Origin of the sequence: Nocardiopsis ganjiahuensis DSM 45031 (genome assembly GCF_000341085.1) — a bacterium.
Classification (GTDB): domain Bacteria; phylum Actinomycetota; class Actinomycetes; order Streptosporangiales; family Streptosporangiaceae; genus Nocardiopsis; species Nocardiopsis ganjiahuensis.
This window is the reverse complement of sequence record NZ_ANBA01000017.1, coordinates 178,669-200,247: the sequence shown is the minus strand read 5'-3', so window position 1 is coordinate 200,247 and position 21,579 is coordinate 178,669. Positions and strand designations below refer to the sequence as shown.

Sequence of the window (21,579 nt, the reverse complement as noted above, 5' to 3'; positions counted from 1 at the left end):
TACTCTAGTTGCAATCGCTCCAGCTATAACTTCTTCTGGGGCGCTTGCTTCCTCGGTTCCGAGAACTGATGACTTGGACACCCTGGGAGCCTCGACATCAAACACGGATTTCAGCTCAGGGCTGTCAGCCGAGGTTCATGCGGCAGAAAGAGACGATTCAGAATCCTTCCTTTCTGTAACATGGAGCATCCGCAATGACGGCGGGGAAGACGTCTATTTTGACTGGCCCACCGGAGACTCATACCTTTACTCCAATATCCCTTATTCCGGTGTCACCGCAACCTCGTCGGATATGGCCAAACGATTCCATCCGGTAATGGACAGCACGGACGCCTGCCTCTGCTCCGGGGTTTCATCCTTAGATTTCAAGGAACGGATCGGCCCTGGAGAGCAGGTAGCCTACTGGTCGATGTTTCCTGTTCCTGCGGATGTCAATGAGATCCATCTCGAGATCCCGGGGTTCGACCCGATCGAGGGTATTCCTATATCCTGAGCACTGCTCCCATGATCACTCCTGAACTCTTCTGGAGGAGGAGTTGACCACCCCCCACAGTCCCGAACTCGGGGACACGCAACGCCCCTCGCCCAACCGTCCCCCCGGCCGCACCGACGATCGCGACCGCCCGCCGCGGGTCACGAGCTGGCGGGACAACGCCCTGGGCTGGTTCCGGTCCGCGCGTGCGAGCGAACAGGACCGCGGGGCGGCGTTCGTGGAGACCGCGGGGGTGATCATCCTCGCCGCGCTGATTATCACCACCGTGTACACCTCGGGTGTGAGCGCCACCTTCAACGAGGGCGTCCGGCAGATGGTGTGTCTGGTCAACGGCCCCGGCTGCGGTGAGGAAACCTGGGTGGACGAGGAGCGACCGGACGCGCCCGAGCAGTACGAGTGGGGTAACGACAACTCGAACCTCAGCGACAACAAGAACCTCGGGATGCAGGCTGCCTCCGCTGATCCGTACAACTGGACGGACGAGGAGTGGACCTGCCTGGACAACCTGTGGAGCCAGATGTCCAGCTGGGATCCCAAGCTGGTGGACCCAGAGACGGGGGCACGCGGGATCGTCGGCTTCAATCCGGCCGTGCACGGTTCGCTGCCCTCCGGGTTCCAGGACAGCGCCTCAGCACAGATCGACTGGGGCCTGAACCACATCCAGGAGTCCTACGGCTCCCCCTGCTCGGCCTGGCGCTACTGGCAGAGCACCAAAACTTACTAAGACGTCGTTTCTTATGGCGTGATCGTTCGTTGGACCGGGCATGACGGATCTGGTTGCGCGATCGGTGCCGGAGCAGGTGCGGGTGCTGTTCCAACGGGTGGTACCGCCGGCTGAGATGAACCCATCCGGCACAACTATGCGCCAAGGTCGTTCGGACCACGCTAGAGCGGGCGATACGTCTGGTACTTGCCTTCCAACGATGTAGCCGCCGCGTCAGCCACGTCCGTCCGCGGACCTGCCTCGCACCTCTCCAAGAATGCACGGACCCGCTCACCTGGCCATCCGGCTGCTGCCGCAGCCACCCAGAAGTGCAGTCCATCGTGAGAGTGCAGCGGTGCCAGAAAATCGAGGATGTAGTCGACGGTCTCCGGCTCCGGCACCGCGCGCAGCATGGCGACAGCGCGGAAGGCTCCATCGGCAAGCATGGGCATTCCCCTGTCCAGGCACCATCGCACCGGGACTGAAACTCCCTCTTCCGCGTTGCGCAGCCGCACGATCGAGTCGCCGAGGGCGACGTACACCATCTTGGCTTCCAGGGGCCGCTGAGCCAGATCACTCAGGAACGGGACCGCCGACCGGTGATCGCACGCTCCGAGTGCCATGGCCATCTGGTACTGGGTTTCCCAAGTGCGCATGTCGAGAACCTCGCGCTGGAGAGCCAGCAACAGCGCCGGGCCAGCGTCCGTGACAGCGAGTTTGCGCAGTCGTTTCGCAGCAGCACGGCGTTTCGCCGAGGACCTGTCGTCAAGCTGAGCAACCGCCTCGTCCGACGTCAACACCGAGTATGCCTCCTGGTGAGATCCCATCGACCTGCAACGCTAGGTGCTGCCGCTGACACTGAGTGGCGAGCGGTGCCCAGGAAGAGGAGACGGGCAGATCGCGAGGAGCGTGCACCGGTCAGCTGGTACCGGTCGGCGCCGACCCCATGGCATTCCACTTCACCTGGACCGTGATGTGGCCTTCTCCCGCGACCTTCGCGATGACGGCGCCGACCTCGGGGGTGAACTTGACCCCGAACTCCGCGGTGACCTCGTCCGGACGCTCAGGACTCAGCGACATCTGACGCAGCTGGCCCAGCAGCACCCCCACCACGTTCTGGAGCGTCTCCATGGTCTCGCCGAGCCCTTTGGACGCGGCCGTCGCACCGTCCACCCTGACGCCCACCGGGTGCGGACCGGTATCGGAGTCGGCCACCTCTACCACCAGCTGGGACCCGTCGTCGTCCGTGAACGCCACCAGTTCGGCCACCGCGTGTCCCACCGCTCTCTCGGGTTCTTCGGATCTCTCGGAAGCGCTGATCGGGCACAGGCTACCGACGCGGGCCGTGCCGACACCGAAACTGGCCGAATCCGGTCTCCTTCCTGGCCCCGCTTCTGTCAGACCCTTCGGCCCTTCGCCTTTCCCTTTTCCGTCTCTTCTCCCAGGGCACCACTCGACTACCCTTCCCCCATGGACAGCCCCCCAGGCCAGCCCTCCCCGGAGTCCAGTTCCGATCCCGTCCCTGAGCCGAAGCCTGCTCCTCGGGCCACCGTCAGCAAACGCCTGGCCGGATTCGTGCGCACCTTGGGGTCAGCAGCCAAATATGGATGGGCGCTCGTCCAGCCCCACCTGACCCGCTTCCGGGACTGGCTGTCCCCCTACCGGGCCGTCTGGCTGGTGCTCCTGTGCCTCAGCGGGCCGGTCTTCGTGGTGGCGAGCCTGCGACTCCTCGGGCCGGTGTTCTCCTGGATCTCGGAGCTGCCCGGGGCCGGCCTGGTGTTCTGGTCGGTGGCGGGTCTGGCCGGGGTGGTCATCGCACTTCTTCGCCTGCGTCCTCGCCGCACCCCCGAATCCGCGGAGAGGACCGCACCGCGGAAGCCCCTTCCCCTGCCGGTCCTCATCGCGCTGGTGATCGTGGCGGTGAGCGCGGCGGTCGGGCTGATCATCGCCGGGACCTGGTGGGCGATGGGCGCCAGGGTCCCCACCACACCGGACGAGTTCACGGTCGGGCACCTGAACGCGATCTCCGTGCGCGCGTTCGCGATCGTCGCCGGGCTGGGCGCCACCGCCCTGCTCGTCATCAACTACCGCCGGCAGGTCACCACCGAGGCCGAGTCCGAACGCCAGGAACTCAAGCTGTTCGACGAGCGCTTCACCAACGCCTACACGGAACTCGGCAGCGAACACCCCGCCGTCCGCCTGGGCGCGGTGTATGCCCTGGCCAACCTCGCCGACGACGCACCCAAGAACCGCGAGGACCTGGTTCAGACCGTCATCGACATCCTGTGCGCCTACATCCGCATGCCCTACTCACCCGAACCCAAGGAGCCCCGGGAGGGCGAGTCCGCAGCGGCCAAGGAGAGGTACCGCGAGCTCAAGCAGCAGTTCGACTCCATGCGCGAGGTCCGGCACACCATCCTGCGCATCATCGGCGACCGCCTGCGGAAGGACACCCGCTGGCGCGGCAAGGACTACGACTTCAGCGGGGCCGTCATCGACGGTTTGGACTTCCGGGGCGCCCACTTCACCAGCAGCACGGTGGACTTCGCTCACGCCCACTTCACCAGCGGAAACGTGGACTTCTCGAACACCCGATTCAAGGGCGGATCCGTGATCTTCTCCGCTGCTGACTTCGCTGGTGCGCGGGTGAATTTTTCCGCAGCAAGCGGTGAGGCTCCGGAAGGTCTACTGGAGTCGGTCTCGAACAGCACCACCGACCGTGTGATTCTCCCGCGGGAGTGGAGAGACGCAGGCACCGTCTGAGCCGCTGAACATCCGAACCCGCGACCCCGGCGTGGCGATGCCTCCCCTGCCCCGCCTCAGCGGCGCGGGCCTCACCTGACGCAAGCCCATCCCTCCTTCACCTCGCCTCCCCTCACCCTCTGCGACCTGGCTTTTCCTGACAGTGGCCGGATTCGGCCACAGGAAGTCCGTCGTAACCCACGACTTTTGCCAACTATTCCGGCAGTGTGTCCATCACAAGCAACGTCGCGTTGCTCTCAGCGAGACGAGATAGGTAAGTCAACCACCGAACGTTGTTCGCTAGAAACAACAGTCCTTTCGGTGGGAGTACGGAACCTGTCAGCGGTCCAACAGGTGCGCCCCTCCGCACCGCCACGCAGACGCTTACCCCCAGCAGCACGCATGACCACAAGCCAGGAGACGGCACCGAAACGGGGGGCGGGCCCCGCTTCGGCAGGTCGGGTTCCGTGGTCGGGGGTGCTCGGGCCTGGAGGGTCTCCGAGCACCCGTCCCGACCGTGTCCACAAGAACCGGAACCCGGCCGTGCCGTCTCCCTCCACCGCTCCCCCGTCCTCGCTCCCGGCTCCCTTGCCGAGGGACGGGGGAGCGGACCCCTCCGCTCCGGAATCCCCTCCCGAGGTCAGGCCGGTACGACCGCTGGTCCGCAGGCGGCCACCGCAGCTCGGGAGCGCACGCGACCCGTTCTTCCAAGGGCAGGGGACGCGACAGCGCCGTCCCCGCACGGCCTGCGCCGACTCCCGGGGTCAGCCGAGGGCATCGACCGCTGTCGCGGTGGCCTGCGCGATGAGGGCGTCGTCGTAACCCGCTCCCTCCTCGTCGCGGCTGGACATGACCGCAAGGACGATCGGCTCCTCACCCGGCGGCCAGACCACGCCGACATCGTGCCGGGTCCCGTAGCCGCACGCACCGGTCTTGTCCCCCACCTCCCACCCGTCGGGGACCCCGGCGCGGATCAGGCCGTCGCCGGTGGTGTTGTCCCGCATCATGTCGACGAGGACGTCGCGCTTCTCCTCCGGCAGGACGTCTTCCAGGGCGAACGCGCGCAGGCTCGCGGCCATCGCGCGCGGGGTGCTGGTGTCGCGCTCGTCGCCTGGGACCGCCTCCGCCATCTCCGGCGCGGTCCGGTCCACGCTGGTGACGTCGTCGCCGATCCCGCGCAGGGCCTCGCCCAGGCCCTCCGGTCCGCCCAGTTCCTCGAAGAGCAGGTTGGAGGCGGTGTTGTCGCTGTGGCGCAGTGCGGCGTCGCCGATCTCGCGCAGCGTCATACCGGTGGACACGTGCTCCTGGGTGACGGGGGAATGGAAGACCAGGTCGTCCTCGGAGTAGGTGACCACACGGTCCAGGTCCTCGAGGGAGGTCCGGTCGAGCACGGCGCCGAAGGCCAGGGCCTTGAAGGTGGAGCAGTAGGCGAACCGCTCGTCGGCCTGGAACTCCACCGACCGCTCCGTACCGGTGTCGAGCGCGTAGACGCCGAGCCGGGCGTCGAACTCCTCCTCCAGGCGTGTGAACTCGGAGTCCAGGCGCAGGGGTGGGGGCGCGACGGCGGACGGGGTGGGTGATGCGCTCGGCGGCGGCGCGGCGGCGGACTCGGCCGGGCCGTCGGGGGCCGAGCAGCCCGCGAGCGCGGCCAGCAGGACCGGGGCCAGTGCCGCGGACGCAGCGTGTCGGATCGTGGACCACGGCATCGCGAGACGCCCTCTCCCGTGTGCGGACGGTGTCTCTCCGAAGTCTCGCCTCCGGCGGGCGCGCTGTCGACGATGCCGGTGGCGCGGCGTGTGCGCCTTCGTCCCGGTACCCCTTCTCCGGGCCTGTCGTTCTCGGCTCCGTGAACTCGCCGCAAAACACCAACAGGGGGCGGCAAACCTTTGGACAGTCCTGGACAGATTCGGATCTTTAGCACTAAAACGCCCATAGCCTGATCGCTCAATCCCCACATCGCCCCTGGTAGGGGGCTTCGGCTCGATGTGGGGCAACGGGGGCCGACGCCGCCCTGTGTTCGCGTGCACAGGGCGGCGTCGAGGACTTGGGGGTTCAGTGAAGATCGCCTATCTGATCAACGACATGTACGGCATCGGCGGAACCGTGCGCACGGTCGCCAACCAGGCGGCGGCGCTGTCCGCGCGGCACGAGGTGGAGATCGTCTCGGTGTTCCGGCACCGCGCCGAGCCCGTCCTCCCCGTCCCCGCCCAGGTCAGCCTGCGGCCGCTGGTCGATATCCGTCAGCAGGGCGACCAGGCGACCGGCGTCGGGGGGCGTCCGCTGTACGAGGGGTCGGAACGGGCCGGGCTCCCGCCGCTGCTCTTCCCCGTGGAGGACGGGCGCGGCAGTACCCACAGCCGCCTCACCGACGACCGCCTCGAGGAGTATCTCGCCACCACCGACGCCGACGTGGTCGTGGGCACCCGCCCCGGGCTCAACGTGGTGATCGCGCGGGCAGCGCCCCGCCGGGTCGTCAAGGTCGGCCAGGAGCACCTCACCTACGAACAGCACTCCGAGGAGCTCCGGCGGGTCATGGCCGCCGAGTACCCGAACCTCGACGCGTTCGTCACCGTCACCGAGGCCGACGCGCGCACCTACGCGGAGCGGATGCCGATGCCGGGGGTCCGGCTGCTGTCCATCCCCAACTCGGTGCCCGCACCGCCCTTCACCGTGAACGGCCACAACACGCGCACGATCGTCTCCGCGGGCAGGCTGGCCCCCAGCAAGCGGCACGACCTGCTCGTGCAGGCGTTCTCCATGGTCAGCGACGAGTTCCCGGACTGGACGCTGCGGATCTACGGGCGGGGCAGCCGGCGCGGGGCGCTCGGACGGCTCGTGCGTTCGTTGGATCTGCAGGACCGGGTGTGGCTGATGGGTCCGCACCCGAGGGTCGAGGAGGCGTGGGCGCAGGGGGCGTTCGCGGCGGTGACCTCCAGCGAGGAACCGTTCGGAATGACCATCGTGGAGGCCATGCGTTCCGGGCTGCCGGTGGTGAGCACCGACTGCCCGCACGGACCCGCGTCGATCATCCGGGACCGGGAGGACGGGCTGCTGGTGCCCAACAGGTCCGCACCGGGCATCGCCGAAGGACTGGCCCAGCTGATGGGCGACGACCCGCTGCGGCGCCGGATGTCCTCGGCGGCGCTCACCGACTCGGAACGCTTCGACCCGGCCAACGTGGTGCGGCTGCACGAGGAGCTGTTCTCCGAGCTCGCGGGGGTGGGGCTGCCGTCCCCGCCGGGACTGGGACTGCCCGCTCCGCGCCCCGAGCCGCCCGCCTCCTGCCGGGTGGAGGTCGGCCCGGACGGGGTGGCGGTGATGTCGTTCGGACCGGTCGAGGGGATCGCCGGATCCGGTTCCGGGAGGATCCCCGAGCGGGTGGTGCTGGCCAAGCCCGGGCGAAGGCTGGAGCTGGTCCCGGGGGCCGACGGGCGTGTGGTGGTGGACGCCTCCCGGACGGGTGTCGGCACACCGGATACGAGGGTGGCGCATCAGGCCGGGCCGCTCGTGCCAGGACAGGGCACGGGCGGGTCCACCACCGTGGCCGCTCCCCCGACGGGCCTGGTCACCGGCACGTGGCAGGTGTTCCGGGTGGACGAGGGGGTGGAGACCCCGGTACGGGACGTCGAGATCCACCAGCACGGGTTCCCGCTGTCGCCCGAACAGACCGGTGAGGTCTCCCTCGTGGTACCCGCCCGGTCCCCGAAGGGCCGACTGGTGCTGCACGTGCGGCGCTCGGAGCACCACGCGGAGATCTCCCACGTGGAGATCGCGGACGGGCTGATCACCGTGCAGGGCAGGCTGCTCGGCAGGCAGCGCCCCGACGCCCGGGCCCGTCTGGTGGTGCGGCTGCGCGCTTCCCCCCAGACCCGCCGCGAGTTCCCGTCCGCGGTCGCGTCCGGGGGCGAGTTCACCTCCGTCATCGATCCCGAACTGGTGGTGCGCGGGCGGGAGGGCGACTCCGAGAAGTGGGAGATGCGGGTCGTCCTGTCCGACGGCACCGAGTACACGGTGGGCCGGCACCTGTCCGGTGTGGTGGGGTACAAGCAGATCATCGAGTACGCGTCCCAGCAGGTGCACCCCCAGCGGGGCCTCGGCAGCAGGGTTCGTCCGTACTACACGGTCAACGACCGGCTGGGGCTGCTGACCTCCCCGCTGGCCCCGACGCTCCCGGTGGACCGGGTCCGGGCGCGGCCGGCGGGGCGCCACGGCGGCCAACTGCGCTTCGAGGTGTTCCTGGGCACGCCCGTCCCCGAGGGGACGACCTTCGCACTGGAGGTCGTGCGGGGCACCGACGCGGGGCAGCGGTATCCGCTGGAGGTACTGCCCGACCACCCCGGCCGCCAGGAGGGCCGGCTGGTGGGGATGCTGCCGCTGCTGGAGCACAGCGACTACCGGGGGCAGTCGGTGCTGCGGGCGTCCTGGCAGCTCAGACTGAAGGCGGGCCCCGCGGGTGCGCTGGCCAAACTGGGTGCGAAGGCCGTCCCGGACCAGACCGCCCGCAGGTGGAGCCACGGGGTCTACGTGCGGTCGGCGACCGTGTCCCCTCTGGGTTCGGGGGATCTCAGGGTCACCGTCGCCGACGTCCACGTGGTGGAGGCCCTCAACCGCCGCATCCACTGAAGGCCCCGGCGAAGAGTGCCGAGGAGCGAGCGGGGCGGGGCCGGCACTCCGCCCCGCTCCGTTGTACCCGGGAGTCCCCGGGCAGAGCGGGGTTCGTGTGCGGAGTACGGGACAAAGCACCCGGAGCCCCGCCTTCGCGCACCCACCGCTACAGTTCCCCCATGGACGGGCACACCACCACACGGCGGCTGGGGCTCCTCGCGACGCCCCTGCTCGCCCTTGTGGTGCTCTGCTTCCTCTGTGCCCTGTGTTATCCCGGGTCCGCCTCACCGGGTGAGGCGACGTCGGGCGCGGGGGTCTCCGCGGAGCAGGTGGTGTCCTCGGACGCCTCCGCCGACCGGGACCACCTCCACGCCTGCCCCACGCCGGACGAACAGGGCCTGCTGACCGCGCACCCCGTGCTCGCGTTCGGCTCCGCGCTGCTCCTGTGCGTCCCGGTCGTCCCCCGGGCCGGGCCCTCCTCGCGCCGCTCCCGCCGGGACCCCGCGTCCCCGCACGGGTACTGCCTGCTCACCCTCCTCTGCGTCCAGCGGGTCTAGAAGCGCCTCCGAGCCCCGCTCCCCCGTGACCGCGGGGCTCACACGCGTGCCCGCACCCGCATCTGGACCACTGGGAATCCCATGAGCAAGAACCTGATCGTCACCCTCGCCCTCCTCCTCGTCGCCGCCCTCGGTATCGGGCTGCTCGTCCACCTGGATCGGAACGACGAGACCTCGGCGGCGGAGGGCTCCGCCGCACCGACCACGCCGGGTTCCTCTCCCGAGGAACAGCCCACCGCCCCCGCCGAGGTGCTCGTGCGGGACGACAGCCGCTACCTCGACCAGGTGGAGGGCGCCCGGGTCACGGTGGTGGAGTTCCTCGACTTCGAGTGCGAGGCCTGCCGCGCGCAGTACCCCGTGATGGAGCAGATCCGCGAGGACTACGACGGCCGGATCGACACGGTGATCCGCTACTTCCCGCTCCCCGGCCACCACAACTCCGGCCCGGCCGCGGCCGCGGTCGAGGCCGCCGCCCAGCAGGACGCCCTGGACGAGATGTACCAGCGGATGTTCGAGACCCAGGGCGAGTGGGGCGGGTCCCAGGAGGACCGGAGCGACGTCTTCGTGGGCTTCGCCGAGGACCTGGGACTGGACACGGACGAGTTCGTCGAGACCATGGAGGCCGCCGAGACCCGGGAGCGGGTCCAGGCCGACTTCGACGACGGCCTCGCGCTGGGCGTGCAGGGCACCCCGACCATCTACGTCAACGGCCGCCTCGCCCCGAGCATGCCGAGCCACCAGGTCCTGTCCGCGATGATCGACTCGGAGCTGGAGCGATGACCCCTCCGACCGGGCAGGACACCACCGCTTCCCCGAACCCCGGCGCCGACGTGCCCGTCATCAGCAGGGCCCTGCCGTGGGTGCTGCTGGTGGGCGGGCTGGTCGGGTTGATCGCGGCCACCGCGCTGTTGGTGGAGAAGATCCGGGTCCTGGCCGACCCCGACCACGTTCCCGCGTGCAGTTTCAACCCGGTGCTGTCCTGCGGGACGGTGATGGCGACCCCGCAGGCCGAGGTGTTCGGGATCCCCAATCCGATCATCGGGGTGGCCTGCTTCGCGGTGGTCACGGCGGTCGGCGCCGCGCTGCTCGCCCGGACCGGTGGCACGGAGTCGGGGTTCCGGCGGTGGTTCTGGCTGGGGCTTCAGGCGGGCTGTGTGTTCGGTGCGGTGTTCGTGCACTGGCTGATCTTTCAGAGCCTGTACCGGATCGGCGCGCTGTGCCCGTACTGCATGGTGGTGTGGGCGGTGACGATCCCCCTCTTCTGGTACGTCACGCTGCACAACCTGCGTACCGGGCACCTGCCGGTGCCGTCCGCCCTGCGCGGTCCGGTCGGTCTGCTGGCCCGCAACCACACGGTGGTCCTGACCGTGTGGGGCCTGGTCGTCGTGGGCGCGGTCGCGCAGGCCTTCTGGAGCTACTGGACGACCCTGCTGTGAGGCGGCTGTGAGACAGCCGTGAGGCGCACGCGACCGCGGGCGGGCCGTCGGGGACGGACGGCCCGCCCGCGGTCGGCCACCGGTTCGGGGAGGGTCACCCGCCGTCCCCAGGGCCCTTCTCGGGTCGTTTCGGGGCTCTGGGGTCCTCGGAGTCCATGATGTCCTGGACGAGAGTCGGGTGGTTGGTGGCCCACACGAAGAACAGCAGGACGACGACCGGGATCAGGAACGCTCCGATGAGCCGGATCAGCAGTACCGCCAGCGCTCCCGTCAGGACCATGGAGACCACCGCGGCCAGGTAGCGCACGTCCGAGGGCATCATCAGCGGGAAGGCCGCTACGATCACGATCACCAGCCCGACGGGAACGGTCACACCCGGGCCCACGGGGATCCCGAATCCCATGAGCAGGCCGCTCTCCCACCCAGCCGCCAGGACCAGGAGCGGTGTGGCCGCGGCGGTGGACAGGCCCAGCCAGGGATACGGGGGCTGGGGGTAGTCCTTCTGGGGGCGGGACGAGCGGTTCACACGGGTGGGCCTTCCGTGAGTGCGGCTGCCCTCCGCTCCGGCCGGCCGGAGCGGTGAGCCTGCACATCGCAGAATATGACCCGGTTTCTTCCTCTACGCGGCCTGGTGTGGTCCCTGGACGGTCCCGGGGTCGGTTCCCGCAGGCTCCGCGGTCGGTGCGGTCTACGCGCCCAGGCTCGCACGGGCCCGGCTGCGCGCCCAGGACACCAGCCAGGCGGTACCGAGCAGCACCCACAGCACGTCCAGCCACCACTGCCCCAGAACCACGCCGGGGCCCCGGCCGAGACCGGTGCCGAGCACCACCGGGGCGACCGCGACCAGCAACCCCAGCAGGCCGGACAGGTGCCATACCGCCATCTGGATCGGTGCCGTGTTCCCCATCGGGGTCTCGACCCCGACCGTCAGGTGGTCGGGCATCCAGCCGCGGTACACCCCGACCAGCGCACCCGCCACGGTCGCGGGCAGCACCAGGAGCAGCGAACCCGCGTCGGTGGTCGGCGCGCCGTCGAGCAGCAGGAACGGCACCGCGATCCCGACCACCGCGAACAGGCACACCAGCGGCAGGACTCCGTGCATCAGGGCGAGAGTGCCGAAGGACTGGGTGGGCGGCAGGTAGCGGACCCTGCGGGGGTCCGCCACGTCCATCCGCGCCCCGGACAGCAGTTGTGCGGCCGCCAGGTACAGCAGCACCGTCGGGGCCAGGAACCAGCCGATCGCCGCGGCCCCGTCCAGGTGGGCTTCGGTCCGCAGCAGCACCAGCGCGCCCCACCCGAGCAGGCATCCGCGCAGCACGGGGTAGGGCGCCCGGAGCATACCGAGCAGGTCCCGCCACAGCACCAGGTACCGGGCGTCGCGCGGGGGACGCAGCCGCAGGCGCGGACCGGAACCCGGCCGGGAGCGGAAGCCGGTGGGCCACCAGGTCCGGAACCAGGACCGGAACTGGGTGGTGAGGGGGTTTTCGCCTCCGAACCCGGTGTCCCGGCCACCAGGTCTGCCCTCGGACTCCGCAGAACCGGCATCCGGGCCACCGGGGCGCGCGCTGGAGCTGTCGGTCAACGGGGTTCCCGGGCCGGACCGGGACACCCGGCCACCGGGTCCGGGTGCGCTCGCAGGTGCGCCGACCGGTGTGTCCGCAGGCGCACCCGCCGGGGACCGCGCCGGCGCGGTGTCCTGCTCGGCCCGGTCCATGCGTTCGGTGACCGCGACCTGGTACCAGCTCGGGTCGCTCATCCAGATCCCCGAGCGCAGGCCGAAGGCGGTCGCGGCGCGCTCGCGCAGGGAGGAGGGTTCGACAAGGTGCAGAGAACGCCACGCCAGCGCGAACAGCCACACCGCCCCCACCGCCAGGAGGGCGGGCCCGGCCCAGGCCCCGGCCCGCAGCCACGGCGCCGGGAAGGAGAGGGACCAGGCGAGCACGGCCGCGCCGACCAGCAGGAGCTGGGCCAGTGCGTGCCAGAGCCGCAGGGCCCTGATGGTACGGGTGCCGTAGGCCACGACCAGGGCACCGCAGGCGGTACTCAGCAACCCCGCCAGCGCACCCGCCAGCCCGGTCTGCGCGAGCAGCACCCACGCGGCACCGTCCCCCGAAACCGGCATCGGGAGCACCGTCCGCCACAGCAGCACCAGGAGCAGCGGGCCGAGCAGGGCCCCGGCGGCGGCGCGCAGGGCGGCCGACTTCAGCAGGCTCGGAGTGAGGAAACGTGAGCGGTCCACGGGCAGGGACAGGACCCAGTCGATCATCGGGGCGCTCACCTGGACCGGGCCGCGTACGGCGGCTTCTCGGGCCGAGACCCACGACAGCCACAGGAGCCCCGCGAGGAGCAGTGGGACCAGCGCGGCGGACCGGTGGGCGGGCCAGGGGTCCAGGGGCGGGGGCGCGGAGACCACCTCGACCATCGCGATGCCCGCCGGGGGGAGCGTGAGCGCTCCGACGAAGACCATCAGGTAGACGGCGTAGGCGGCGTCGCCCCGGTTGCGTCGCAGGGTGGCGCGGCGGTGCGTCCGCAGCAGGCGCAGTACCCGGGCGGTGGTCCGAGCGCTGTCGGGGGCGGGGGGCCGTGGTGCGGCACGGCGCGGCCCGGCGTTCACGTGTCGTCCCGGCGGGTGTCCCCGGCGGTGTTCCCAGCGCTGCCCGCGGAGTCGTCCCCGGCGGCGTCCGCGGGGGCGTCCGCGGGGGCGGCTTCGGGTGTGTCCGCGAAGGTGTTTCCGAGTGCGTCGAACTCGTGGACCTGGTCGGCGAGTGCGTCGACGAAGGGGCGGTGGTGAGTGGCCAGGAGCAGGCAGGCGCCCTCGGCCTTGCGGTCGGCGAGGAAACCGGCGAGCCACTCCTTGGCCTCGGTGTCCAGATGCCGTTCGGGCTCGTCCAGGACGAGGAGTTCCAACCGGGGCGCCAGGAGCATCGAGGCGATCGACATGAGCTGCTGCAGGCCCCGGCTGAGCTTGCGCGGGCTGAGGTCGGCGTGGTTGGCCAGGCGGCAGCGTTCGAGGGCGTCGTCCACCCGCTCCGGGGTCCCGTCGCCGTGCCCGTGGCCGACGGCGACGAGTTCCAGGTGCTCGCGGACGGTGAGGTCCGGGAAGTACGACACCTCGTCCAGGACGAAGACCCGGCTGCGGAAGGCCGGGGAGTTCTGGGTGGGGGCGACGCCCAGCACCTCGACGGTGCCGTCGTCGGGGTGCTCGTTGCCCGCGGCGATGCGGAGCATGGTGGACTTCCCGCAACCGTTCGGGCCGACCAGCGCCGCACAGTGCCCCGGACCGACGGCGAGGTCGAGGGGCCCGATCACGTGCTGTGCGTCGTAGTGGCGGACCACGCCCTCGAACCGGACTGTGTCGCTGGTCATCTGGCCCATCCGTTCCCCTGACGCCGTGCCTCTTGGCGCTGCGCCCCTCAACACCGTGTTCCTGAACGCCGTGTCCCTCGAGGCCGCGTCCCTCGGCGTCGCGTCGCTCGACCGCACGCGTCGCAGAGCCCGAAGGTTAGCGGACCGCGCCCACCGCACCGACCCTGGGCGGCCCTGACCCGGGGGTGGTTGTCCACAGGGGCCGGTGCGTCTGCTTGTCACACCCCGGGCAACGGCGCATGCTCGATCCACCAGAAGAGGTGAGTCAGCTGAGCCCCGAACCCGCCGCCGACCTTTCCGCGGACCTTGCGGCCCTGCGCGCCGCCGTGCACGGTCTCGCCCCCGACGCCCTGGCGACCTTCGATTCCCAGCACCGGCACGTCCGGGACCTCTCCGGCCGCAGCCGGGACCCGGCCCCGGTGCGGATGTTCCTGCACCGCTGGGGGGTGTTCGTCGAACTGCGCCGCTGCCCGCGCCGGGCCGCGCGGTTGGCCGAGCTCGAACTCACCGCAGCCGAGGCCGCCGACGGTCCGGCCGCCCGTGCCGCGGCCCAGGAGATCGCGCACATCCTGGACGGGGTCACCCGTCACCTCTCCGTACCCTGATCCCACCGTTCCCGGAGCGGGTGTGCCCCGCCGTTCCCGACGCGGTGGCGCCCGGGCGCGACGTGAGGGGTGCCCGGCCCCGGTTGGCCAGCTGTGGACAGAATTTGCGGGGTGGCGCGGGTGCCACCTGGGGGAACGGTGACCGGCTGTCCACAGAGCGCCAACCCTCCCTATCCTCGCACTGCCGGCTCGGGTTAAGCTGCGCCGAGCAGAGGTCTGTACGACGCACGCCCGTCCGTCCCGGACCGCTGCCTCCCCGACCCGACTGTGCCCCTGCCCCCGCGGGGGTCGACCCTCCGGACCAGCATGCGACGGACCTCTCCCCCTTCGGTACGCAGACGCCAACTCCAGGGACGCCGCGACGACGGACAGGCCAACGTCCTCCTCCTGTTCGGGTTGACCCTGAGCCTGCTCTCGCTCACCCTGCTGTTCGTACGCGTGGGTGCCGCCAACGACATGCGTTCGCAGGCCCAGACGGCCGCGGACGCCGCCGTGCTGGCCGCGGTGTCGGCGCTGCGCGACCACGCCGCCGAGCAGCTCGCCGACGGCCTCTACCCCCTGCCCCGGTACGACGAGGAGGTCGCCGAGAGCCGCGCCGAGACCTACGCGAAGAACAACGGCGCCGTGCTCACGGACATCCGGGCCAGTGACAACAGCATGGGCCGCTTCGGCAACATCGTGCGGGTCGAGATCCGCGGCGCGGTCTGCCAGAAGGAGTTGGCGGAGGACGGCTCGCGGGACTGGAACGACGTGGTGTGCGACGGGGAGGAGGACGACTCCTCGTCCTTCGAGGGGACCGCCGCCGCGATCGCGATCATCGAGCTCACGGCGGGCTGCGGGCGCAACGACGACGGGATCACGTGCGACGGCCGGGCCGTGACCGACGCGGAAGAGGCGGCGGACCTCTTCGACGTGCACCTCATCGACCAGGAGGGGCAGTACAAGTTCGACCCGGACGTCGTGTTCGGCGGCGGGGCGGTCGTGGACTGCAGCTCGCTCGGTGCCCTGCACCCGCAGATGTGCGAAACACACAAAGTGCTCAACCATGAGTTCCCGGGCTTCTACCTCAGCGCGGGCGGCTACCGTCCCGGCCTCGAGAGCGACCACGGCTGGAACCAGGCGGTGGACTACATGATGGCCGATGCGGGCCAAAAACCGACCCCGGAAATGCACGCGACCGCCCTCAAAGTGGTCGACTACCTCATGGAGAACCACCAGGAGCTCAACGTCAAGGGGATCATCTACAACTACCGGATCTGGAACCCGCTCCGGGACTCGGTGGGGTCGTGGGAGCAGGTCAGCCGGAAGGCCAAGGTCTCGGGCAACCTGACCCTGGACCACGTGGACCACATCCACCTGTCGGTCGGCCCGCCGCCCTTCCGGTAGTCCTGTCCGGTCCCGCTGATCCCCTTCTGGCCGGGGATTCAGCGGGTTGTCCACAGGAACGGACCGGGGCTTGTCCGGGGCGGCCCGGCGACCGAACCTGGAAGTATGACGCGAGACCACGTCGTTCCCACCGGTTGCCCACCGCTCTTCCCCGTCCCCCGCTCCGCCCCTCTCCCCCGGCCCCACCGCTCCCGGACCCGTCAGCGCGATCCCCGACCGCACGGGTCCCGGCTGCCCGGTCCCCCGGCCGGTCCGGCCTCACCGCTCACCGGCCTGCCGCCCGAGCACGACCTCCTGCTCCGCACACTGCGCCCCGTCCTCGCCCACCTGTCCGCGGACGCCGTGGCCTTCGGCCGGACCGCCGCCTACGTGTGGGGCGTGGACCTGTACCCCCGGGGCACCGCCGTCACCCGCAACCGGCTGCACGTGGCCGTGCCGCCGGGGGTCGAGGGCGCTGCCCGGGCCGGGGTCCTCCCGCACCGTGAGCGGATACCCGAGTCCGCGCGCACCCGGGTCCTGGGGGTGCGGGTGACGACCGCGGCGCGGACCGCACTGGACGTGGCGGCGAGCTCGCCCTCCCTGTACTCCGCCACCGCCGCCCTGGACCGGTTCCTCACGCTGCGCCTGACCACCGGGGAGCGGCTGGGCACCGCCGCGCTGACCCACCCCCGGCGCGCACAGAGCCGGTTGAAACGGGCGCTGCGGCTGGCCGATCCGCGCAGCCAGTCCCCCGCCGAGAGCTGGACCCGGGTCCTGCTGCACGAGGCGAACCTGCCCAAGGCCCGTCCGCAGTGCCCGGTTCCCAGCGGACAGGGGCTCTTCCACGCGGACCTGGGCTGGCCCCTGTACCGGGTGGTGGTGGAGTACGACAGCGCCGAGCACCACTCCTCCCGCCACGAGCGCGCCCGCGACGAACTGCGGTACGCCGCCATGGAGGAGGCGGGGTGGCTGGTGGTCTCCGTCGGGGTGTACGACCTGTGCGCGCACCCGGGTGAGTTCCTGCGCCGGGTGCTGGCCGCTCTGACGGAACGCGGCTGGTCGGCTCCGCCGGAGCGGCTGGAGAGGATCCGGCGGGCCGTCCGCCGCTTCGAGCGGCAGCCGCCAAGGCTGGGAGAGGAACCGTGGGTCGGCCACAACCGGCCATGAACCGGGTTCGAACGGTGACCGGACGGTGGAGCCCCGAACACCCCTTCGGGGCTCCCTCCCCTCGGGGCAGAAGGGCCGCCTGGCCGGAAGAGGAGACCGCGGCGGTCCCCCGACATACGCCCACGCTGGGACGACGCCGACGGACCGGCGGGGAACCGGCCGGTCCGGGCGAAGGCCTTCGTCCCCACCCGCCGACGCCGGTTCCGCGTGCCCCGAGCCCACGTCCCGGATCGTCGGTGTCCGCGGGGATGATGTTCACCCGACACACGAACGGAGCGGTGAGTTACAGCGTCGTACTCCGCGTAAGCGGTACCCCCCGACTCCGAACCGCAGAATCGAGGCGCTGTCAGTGTCGACGTCGATGCCGCCCACCCGACAGGAGTCAGAGGACCAGGGGCCCGTACGGCCCCACTGGCTGCTGAGCCTGATCATGGCCCTGGCCTGTCTGGCGGTGGTCGCCAGCGGCTGGAGCGTGGCCCGACTGACCCTGGGCGAGGGCACCCCGCCACCGCCGGCCGAGGACCGGCCCGAGGTACGGCCGCCGAGCGTGCGAGCCGTGGACCTCGACCCCGCGGACGCGGAGCTGTTCCTGGAGCTGGCCGCACAGGAGCTGCGCACCGCCCCCGCCTTCCACATGAGTTACACGCAGAGTGTCGACGGCGACGAGGCCGGCCACGGTTGGGCCCGGCACCGGCCCGGCTCCGACACCGCCTTCGAGCACTACTTCAGGACCGCCTCCGGGGTGCAGGTCTACCGGTACGACCTGCCCGGGGCCGGGTTCACCATGACCGCGGAGAAGGGCATGTCCGGGATGACGGTGCTGGAGTCGCCGTCGGAGGCCGACCGCCGCCTGTGCTCGGCGGAGTTCGTCCTGGGCTTCCTGGACGACCTGGTGGACTCGGCCACCGGCGTGGAGCTGGTGGGCACGGAGGAGATCACCCTGTCCGAGGGGGTGTGGGGCAGCCGCTCCAGCACCCACACCACCCACCGGTACACGGGAACGTTCGAGTCGCTGGCCGGCGGCTACCAGCAGGAGACCGGCCACAACACCCTGACGCGGATCACCGACGCCGACTTCGACCTGTGGGTGGACGAGCAGGGCCATCCGCGAAGACTCAGCTACACCTCACCGGACGGGTTCGGCGAGACCTACGACTACCACGCCCTGAGCTGAGGGCACCGGGCCCGGGAGCCCGTGTGCCCGGATCCGGGCACGCCGAGGCCCCCGGGCCCCGGGGCGAGGCCGGGAGACCGGGCCGGGGCCCGCGCGGGTCAGTTCGCGCCGGCCCCGTTCATCACGACGTCGGGGACGCTGACGGTGTCGTCGAGCTCGTAGGCGTAGGGCGGGTCGGGCACGCTGCCGCGCAGCTCGGGCTGATCGGAGTCGACCAGCAGGTTGTCGCGGGTGACCACGTTGCCCGGTTCGCCGTCCTCGGTGGACACCGACACCGGGGTGCTCTCGAAGTAGTTGCCCTCGACCAGGACGTTGGAGTCGTGGGCGGACTGGATCCCGTACTCGGGGTTGGCCCGGAAGTAGTTGTTGAACACGTGGACGTGCTCGGCGTTGCGGGCGAGCGGATGCTGACCGGAGGTGCCGTCGAAGAAGTTGTGGTGCACGGTCACCCGCAGCGCGCCGGACTCGTCCTCGCGGCCGCCGATGCCGACCGCGGACTCGGCGTCGGTGAAGTGGTTCCAGGAGAGGGTGACGTGGTCGGCGCCGTCGGTCACGGAGACCAGCGCGCCGTCCTTTCCGCCGGAGAAGGTGGAGCCGTCCACCCACACGTGGTGCGCACCGCCCCGGACCGCGATCGCGGGGCCGTCCGAGACCATGTCGAGGTTGGCGAGGATGACGTTGTCGGAGCCGTCCACGACCAGGTCGCCGCCGGTGAGCTCGGCCCCCTCCCCCACGCCGTGGAGGGTCTTGTCCGAGGCCACCCGGACGGTGCCGTCGAGGTCGATCGCGCCCTCGACCTCCACCACCAGGGGCTCTTCGGCGGCCAGGTGTTCGGCGAGTTCGTCGGCGTCGGTGGCGGTCACCGTCTCGCCCTCGCCCCCTCCGGTCACCCCGGGGTGTTCGTTCCGTTTCTTGGGGGCGTCCTCCTCCGAGCCGTCCCCGGCCTCTGCTCCGGTGCCGCCGTCGGCGTCCGCCTCCTCCTGGCCCGGGTCGACCTCGCCTTCCTCTCCCTCCTCGCCTTCCTCGCCGTCCTCGGAGTCAGGGGACGCGCTCGGGTCGGCCACGGCCATGGGCTGGTCGGCCCAGCCGACGGGGGCGCCGAAGGGCCACTCCTCCTCCGGCGGCTCCGAGGGCGGACCGGACTCGTCCGCCTCCTCCTGGTCCGGGTCCACGGCGGCGCCGACGGGGGTTTCGACGGCGTCGTCCGCGTCCTCCTCCGGGCCGGAGCAGGAGGTGAGGGCCGCACACAACAGGACCGCCAGGCACGCGGCGGCAAGAGGGTGGAGTCGCATCTGGAACTTTCCAACGAGCGGGGAGGGGAACGCGGGAGGGGGGTCAGGTGTCGGACTCCGTCGATTCTCTCAGGAGAGCGGAGACCGCTGACACACCGGCCGAACGTTCCCGTGGCGGCCCCGGAGACGACGGAGGGCGCCGCCCCCTCGGAAGGGGGCCGACGCCCTCGCTGTCACGCGCGCGTTCACTGCCGCGCGTTCTCACTGCCGTGCGGTGTCACACCGCGCGAACGCTCACCGCGTCCACGCGGGTCCCCGAGCCTCCGGTGCGGACGCCGGGGTGCCCGGTGCGGAGGGGCCACCCGGGGGTGACTACTCCTTGGCCCAGCCGATGTCCTCGTACACGTAGTCGGCGGCCAGACCGTACTCGCCCCAGTTGTGCAGGTTGTCCTTGAGCACGTAGAAGCCGGGACGCTCGAACAGCGGAATGGTGACGACCTCGTCCCAGAGGAGCGCGTCGATCTCGTTGGCGATCTCGGCGTAGCGCTCCGGGTCGGTCTCGACCGAGAGGTCGTCGAACAGCTCGGCGATCTCCGGGGTGGAGTGCTTGCTGTTGTTGGCGCCCCAGTCCTCGCCCTCCTCGTCGATCGGCATCCCGTAGTTGCCCTTGGAGCCGGCGGTGAAGGGGGAGGTGCCGGTGAGGACGTAGGTCACCATCTCGAAGTTGCCGGGAGTGACGTACTCGGAGAAGAGCGCGTTGGCGGGCACCTGCTGGACGTCGACCTCGATGCCGACCTCGGCGAGCATCTGCTGCGCCATCTCGCCCTCGTCGACGGCGAGGTCCATGCCCTCGGAGGCGACGTAGACCAGGGTCAGGGTGTCGCCGTCCTCGTTGGTACGGAACTCCTCACCGTCCTCCAGGGTCCAGCCGGCCTCGTCGAGCAGCTCGGCGGCGCGCTCGAGGTCGCGCTCGCCCAGGCCGCCGCTGTTGTCCTGGTAGCCGTTCTGGCTGGAACGGAGCAGGCGGTTGACCTCACCGGTGATGGGCCAGTCCACGGCTCCGAGGGCCACCTCGGCCATCGTGTCGCGGTCCATGGAGAGCGCGATGGCCTGGCGGACGCGCTTGTCCTCCAGGCGCGGGCTGGAGCCGTTCAGGGCGGTGAAGCGGTGCCCGTGGTTGACGGCGCGGGTGAAGTAGGTGTCCTCCATGTCCTTGACCCGCTCGTAACCCGCGGCGTCGTAGCCGAGGTAGAAGCCGTCGACCTCACCGTTGGCGAAGGCACCGGCCTGGGCGCTGGTGTCCAGGCCCGCGAAGATGATGCGGTCGAGCTTGGCCTCGTCACCCCACCAGTCCTCGTTCTTGTGGACGATGATGCGGGAGGCGACGTCGTCGAACTCCACGTCGCCGAAGGGACCGGCGGTGACGGGGATGTCCTTGTTGTAGCCCTCGGCGAAGAGCTCCTCGTCCTCCATGTACTTCTTGGGGTACACGGGAGAGAAGAGGGTCGGCCACTCACCGTACGGTTCAGTCATCTTCAGGGTGAACGAGTACTCGTCGTCGCCCTGGACGACCTCGTCGACCCACTCGTAACCGGTGGTGGAGATGATCTCGAAGTCGTCGCCGCGCTCGCCCTTGCGGGTGATGACGGTGGCCTCGTAGTCCTCCCAGGTGATGGGCTCGCCGTCGGACCAGACGGCGTCGGGGTTGAGCGTGTAGTCGACCTCGAGGCCGTCGTCGCTCACGGCGTAGTCGAGGACGTAGTCCTCGTTCGGGGCGAAGCCGCCCTCGGCGTCGTAGCGGCTCGCCGAGGGCATGACGGCGGCGATGACGCGGCGGACGTCGCCCTTGTTGCCCTGGACGTGGTGCATGTTGTGCTGCTCTTCGTACTCGCTCAGAGCCCAGACGAAGTCACCCCCGTCCTGGAGGTCGTCGCGGTCCGCCGGGTTGAGGTCCTCAGCGGCGAGGGAGGCCTGCTCCTCCTTGGCCTCGTCCTGGCTCTGACCGTCGTCACTCGCGCAGGCGCCGGCCAACAGCACCAGCGCGGCGGCGGGGGCGAGATAACGCGCCTTCCCGATTCGCATGGGGATACTCCTTCTAGGGGTGGTGTGACCGGAGCGCGGGGCGGCGCCGGTC

At 70.6% G+C, this 21,579-nt stretch carries 19 protein-coding genes; 11 read left to right on the top strand and 8 right to left on the bottom strand.

Annotated features, from left to right (window positions below):
* The first annotated feature begins 73 nt into the window (after positions 1–73).
* Entirely contained in the window at positions 74–493 is a 420-nt protein-coding gene (locus D458_RS35740; RefSeq protein WP_239648053.1) for a hypothetical protein, read from the top strand.
* 43 nt (positions 494–536) lie between these two features.
* The gene (locus D458_RS0124070) at positions 537–1,217 is read left to right on the top strand and encodes an aggregation-promoting factor C-terminal-like domain-containing protein (protein ID WP_017589288.1); all 681 of its coding nucleotides are present in this window, start codon (positions 537–539) and stop codon (positions 1,215–1,217) included.
* A 161-nt stretch (positions 1,218–1,378) separates the two neighbouring features.
* Here D458_RS0124070 and D458_RS0124065 read toward each other — a convergent pair whose 3' ends face one another.
* The gene (locus D458_RS0124065) at positions 1,379–1,996 is read right to left on the bottom strand and encodes a hypothetical protein (RefSeq protein WP_017589287.1); all 618 of its coding nucleotides are present in this window, start codon (positions 1,994–1,996) and stop codon (positions 1,379–1,381) included.
* A gap of 118 nt (positions 1,997–2,114) precedes the next feature.
* On the bottom strand, positions 2,115–2,477 hold the full coding sequence (locus D458_RS34090) for a CU044_2847 family protein (RefSeq protein ID WP_017589286.1): 363 nt from the start codon (positions 2,475–2,477) through the stop codon (positions 2,115–2,117).
* 189 nt (positions 2,478–2,666) lie between these two features.
* Between D458_RS34090 and D458_RS0124055 the strand changes: the two genes are divergently transcribed.
* The gene (locus D458_RS0124055) at positions 2,667–3,959 is read left to right on the top strand and encodes a pentapeptide repeat-containing protein (RefSeq protein WP_063825758.1); all 1,293 of its coding nucleotides are present in this window, start codon (positions 2,667–2,669) and stop codon (positions 3,957–3,959) included.
* 743 nt (positions 3,960–4,702) lie between these two features.
* Here the strand turns inward: D458_RS0124055 and bla are convergent.
* Positions 4,703–5,644, bottom strand: coding sequence for a class A beta-lactamase (gene bla, locus D458_RS0124050; RefSeq protein ID WP_017589284.1), 942 nt, complete (start codon positions 5,642–5,644; stop codon positions 4,703–4,705).
* Positions 5,645–5,993: 349 nt separating this feature from the next.
* On the opposite strand from bla, the gene D458_RS0124045 reads away from it, so the two are divergent.
* The 4 genes from D458_RS0124045 (at position 5,994) to D458_RS0124030 (ending at position 10,536) form a co-directional block, all read left to right on the top strand.
* Positions 5,994–8,561, top strand: coding sequence for a glycosyltransferase family 4 protein (locus D458_RS0124045; protein WP_017589283.1), 2,568 nt, complete (start codon positions 5,994–5,996; stop codon positions 8,559–8,561).
* A 161-nt stretch (positions 8,562–8,722) separates the two neighbouring features.
* On the top strand, positions 8,723–9,100 hold the full coding sequence (locus D458_RS0124040; RefSeq protein WP_017589282.1) for a hypothetical protein: 378 nt from the start codon (positions 8,723–8,725) through the stop codon (positions 9,098–9,100).
* An 81-nt stretch (positions 9,101–9,181) separates the two neighbouring features.
* On the top strand, positions 9,182–9,880 hold the full coding sequence (locus D458_RS0124035; RefSeq protein WP_017589281.1) for a DsbA family protein: 699 nt from the start codon (positions 9,182–9,184) through the stop codon (positions 9,878–9,880).
* On the top strand, positions 9,877–10,536 hold the full coding sequence (locus D458_RS0124030; protein ID WP_017589280.1) for a vitamin K epoxide reductase family protein: 660 nt from the start codon (positions 9,877–9,879) through the stop codon (positions 10,534–10,536). Before D458_RS0124035 ends, D458_RS0124030 begins: the two co-directional genes overlap by 4 nt.
* A gap of 94 nt (positions 10,537–10,630) precedes the next feature.
* Here D458_RS0124030 and D458_RS0124025 read toward each other — a convergent pair whose 3' ends face one another.
* From D458_RS0124025 to D458_RS0124015, 3 genes are all read right to left on the bottom strand, one after another.
* The gene (locus D458_RS0124025; protein WP_017589279.1) at positions 10,631–11,062 is read right to left on the bottom strand and encodes a hypothetical protein; all 432 of its coding nucleotides are present in this window, start codon (positions 11,060–11,062) and stop codon (positions 10,631–10,633) included.
* Positions 11,063–11,224: 162 nt separating this feature from the next.
* Complete coding sequence (locus tag D458_RS0124020; RefSeq protein ID WP_020480267.1) at positions 11,225–13,150, bottom strand: DUF6297 family protein; 1,926 nt, start codon at positions 13,148–13,150, stop codon at positions 11,225–11,227.
* Complete coding sequence (locus tag D458_RS0124015; protein ID WP_152521225.1) at positions 13,147–13,902, bottom strand: ATP-binding cassette domain-containing protein; 756 nt, start codon at positions 13,900–13,902, stop codon at positions 13,147–13,149. The genes D458_RS0124020 and D458_RS0124015 overlap by 4 nt, the downstream gene beginning before the upstream one ends.
* 260 nt (positions 13,903–14,162) lie before the next feature.
* Here D458_RS0124015 and D458_RS0124010 point away from each other — a divergent pair, with 260 nt between their 5' ends.
* The 4 genes from D458_RS0124010 (at position 14,163) to D458_RS0123995 (ending at position 18,213) form a co-directional block, all read left to right on the top strand.
* Positions 14,163–14,507 carry a hypothetical protein gene (locus D458_RS0124010; RefSeq protein WP_017589277.1) on the top strand — a complete coding sequence of 115 codons (345 nt, stop codon included), beginning with the start codon at positions 14,163–14,165 and terminating at the stop codon, positions 14,505–14,507.
* A gap of 306 nt (positions 14,508–14,813) precedes the next feature.
* Positions 14,814–15,893 carry a pilus assembly protein TadG-related protein gene (locus D458_RS0124005; protein WP_026119640.1) on the top strand — a complete coding sequence of 360 codons (1,080 nt, stop codon included), beginning with the start codon at positions 14,814–14,816 and terminating at the stop codon, positions 15,891–15,893.
* Between the two features lie 105 nt (positions 15,894–15,998).
* Positions 15,999–17,039 carry an endonuclease domain-containing protein gene (locus tag D458_RS0124000; protein WP_017589275.1) on the top strand — a complete coding sequence of 347 codons (1,041 nt, stop codon included), beginning with the start codon at positions 15,999–16,001 and terminating at the stop codon, positions 17,037–17,039.
* A gap of 361 nt (positions 17,040–17,400) precedes the next feature.
* On the top strand, positions 17,401–18,213 hold the full coding sequence (locus D458_RS0123995; RefSeq protein WP_017589274.1) for a hypothetical protein: 813 nt from the start codon (positions 17,401–17,403) through the stop codon (positions 18,211–18,213).
* Between the two features lie 98 nt (positions 18,214–18,311).
* On the opposite strand, the gene D458_RS0123990 is transcribed toward D458_RS0123995, so the two are convergent.
* A complete protein-coding gene (locus tag D458_RS0123990) occupies positions 18,312–19,505 on the bottom strand; it encodes a pectate lyase family protein (protein WP_017589273.1) in 1,194 nt (397 codons plus the stop codon).
* 312 nt (positions 19,506–19,817) lie between these two features.
* A complete protein-coding gene (locus tag D458_RS0123985) occupies positions 19,818–21,527 on the bottom strand; it encodes an ABC transporter family substrate-binding protein (protein ID WP_017589272.1) in 1,710 nt (569 codons plus the stop codon).
* Positions 21,528–21,579: the final 52 nt, after the last annotated feature.

Coding starts and splice junctions, on each gene's coding strand:
- D458_RS0124035 (WP_017589281.1), top strand. CDS start 9,182: ATGAGCAAGAACCTGATCGTCACCCTCGCCCTCCTCCTCGTCGCCGCC.
- D458_RS0124000 (WP_017589275.1), top strand. CDS start 15,999: ATGACGCGAGACCACGTCGTTCCCACCGGTTGCCCACCGCTCTTCCCC.
- D458_RS0124040 (WP_017589282.1), top strand. CDS start 8,723: ATGGACGGGCACACCACCACACGGCGGCTGGGGCTCCTCGCGACGCCC.
- bla (WP_017589284.1), bottom strand. CDS start 5,644: ATGCCGTGGTCCACGATCCGACACGCTGCGTCCGCGGCACTGGCCCCG.
- D458_RS0124030 (WP_017589280.1), top strand. CDS start 9,877: ATGACCCCTCCGACCGGGCAGGACACCACCGCTTCCCCGAACCCCGGC.
- D458_RS0124005 (WP_026119640.1), top strand. CDS start 14,814: ATGCGACGGACCTCTCCCCCTTCGGTACGCAGACGCCAACTCCAGGGA.
- D458_RS0123995 (WP_017589274.1), top strand. CDS start 17,401: ATGCCGCCCACCCGACAGGAGTCAGAGGACCAGGGGCCCGTACGGCCC.
- D458_RS0123990 (WP_017589273.1), bottom strand. CDS start 19,505: ATGCGACTCCACCCTCTTGCCGCCGCGTGCCTGGCGGTCCTGTTGTGT.
- D458_RS0124015 (WP_152521225.1), bottom strand. CDS start 13,902: ATGACCAGCGACACAGTCCGGTTCGAGGGCGTGGTCCGCCACTACGAC.
- D458_RS0123985 (WP_017589272.1), bottom strand. CDS start 21,527: ATGCGAATCGGGAAGGCGCGTTATCTCGCCCCCGCCGCCGCGCTGGTG.
- D458_RS0124055 (WP_063825758.1), top strand. CDS start 2,667: ATGGACAGCCCCCCAGGCCAGCCCTCCCCGGAGTCCAGTTCCGATCCC.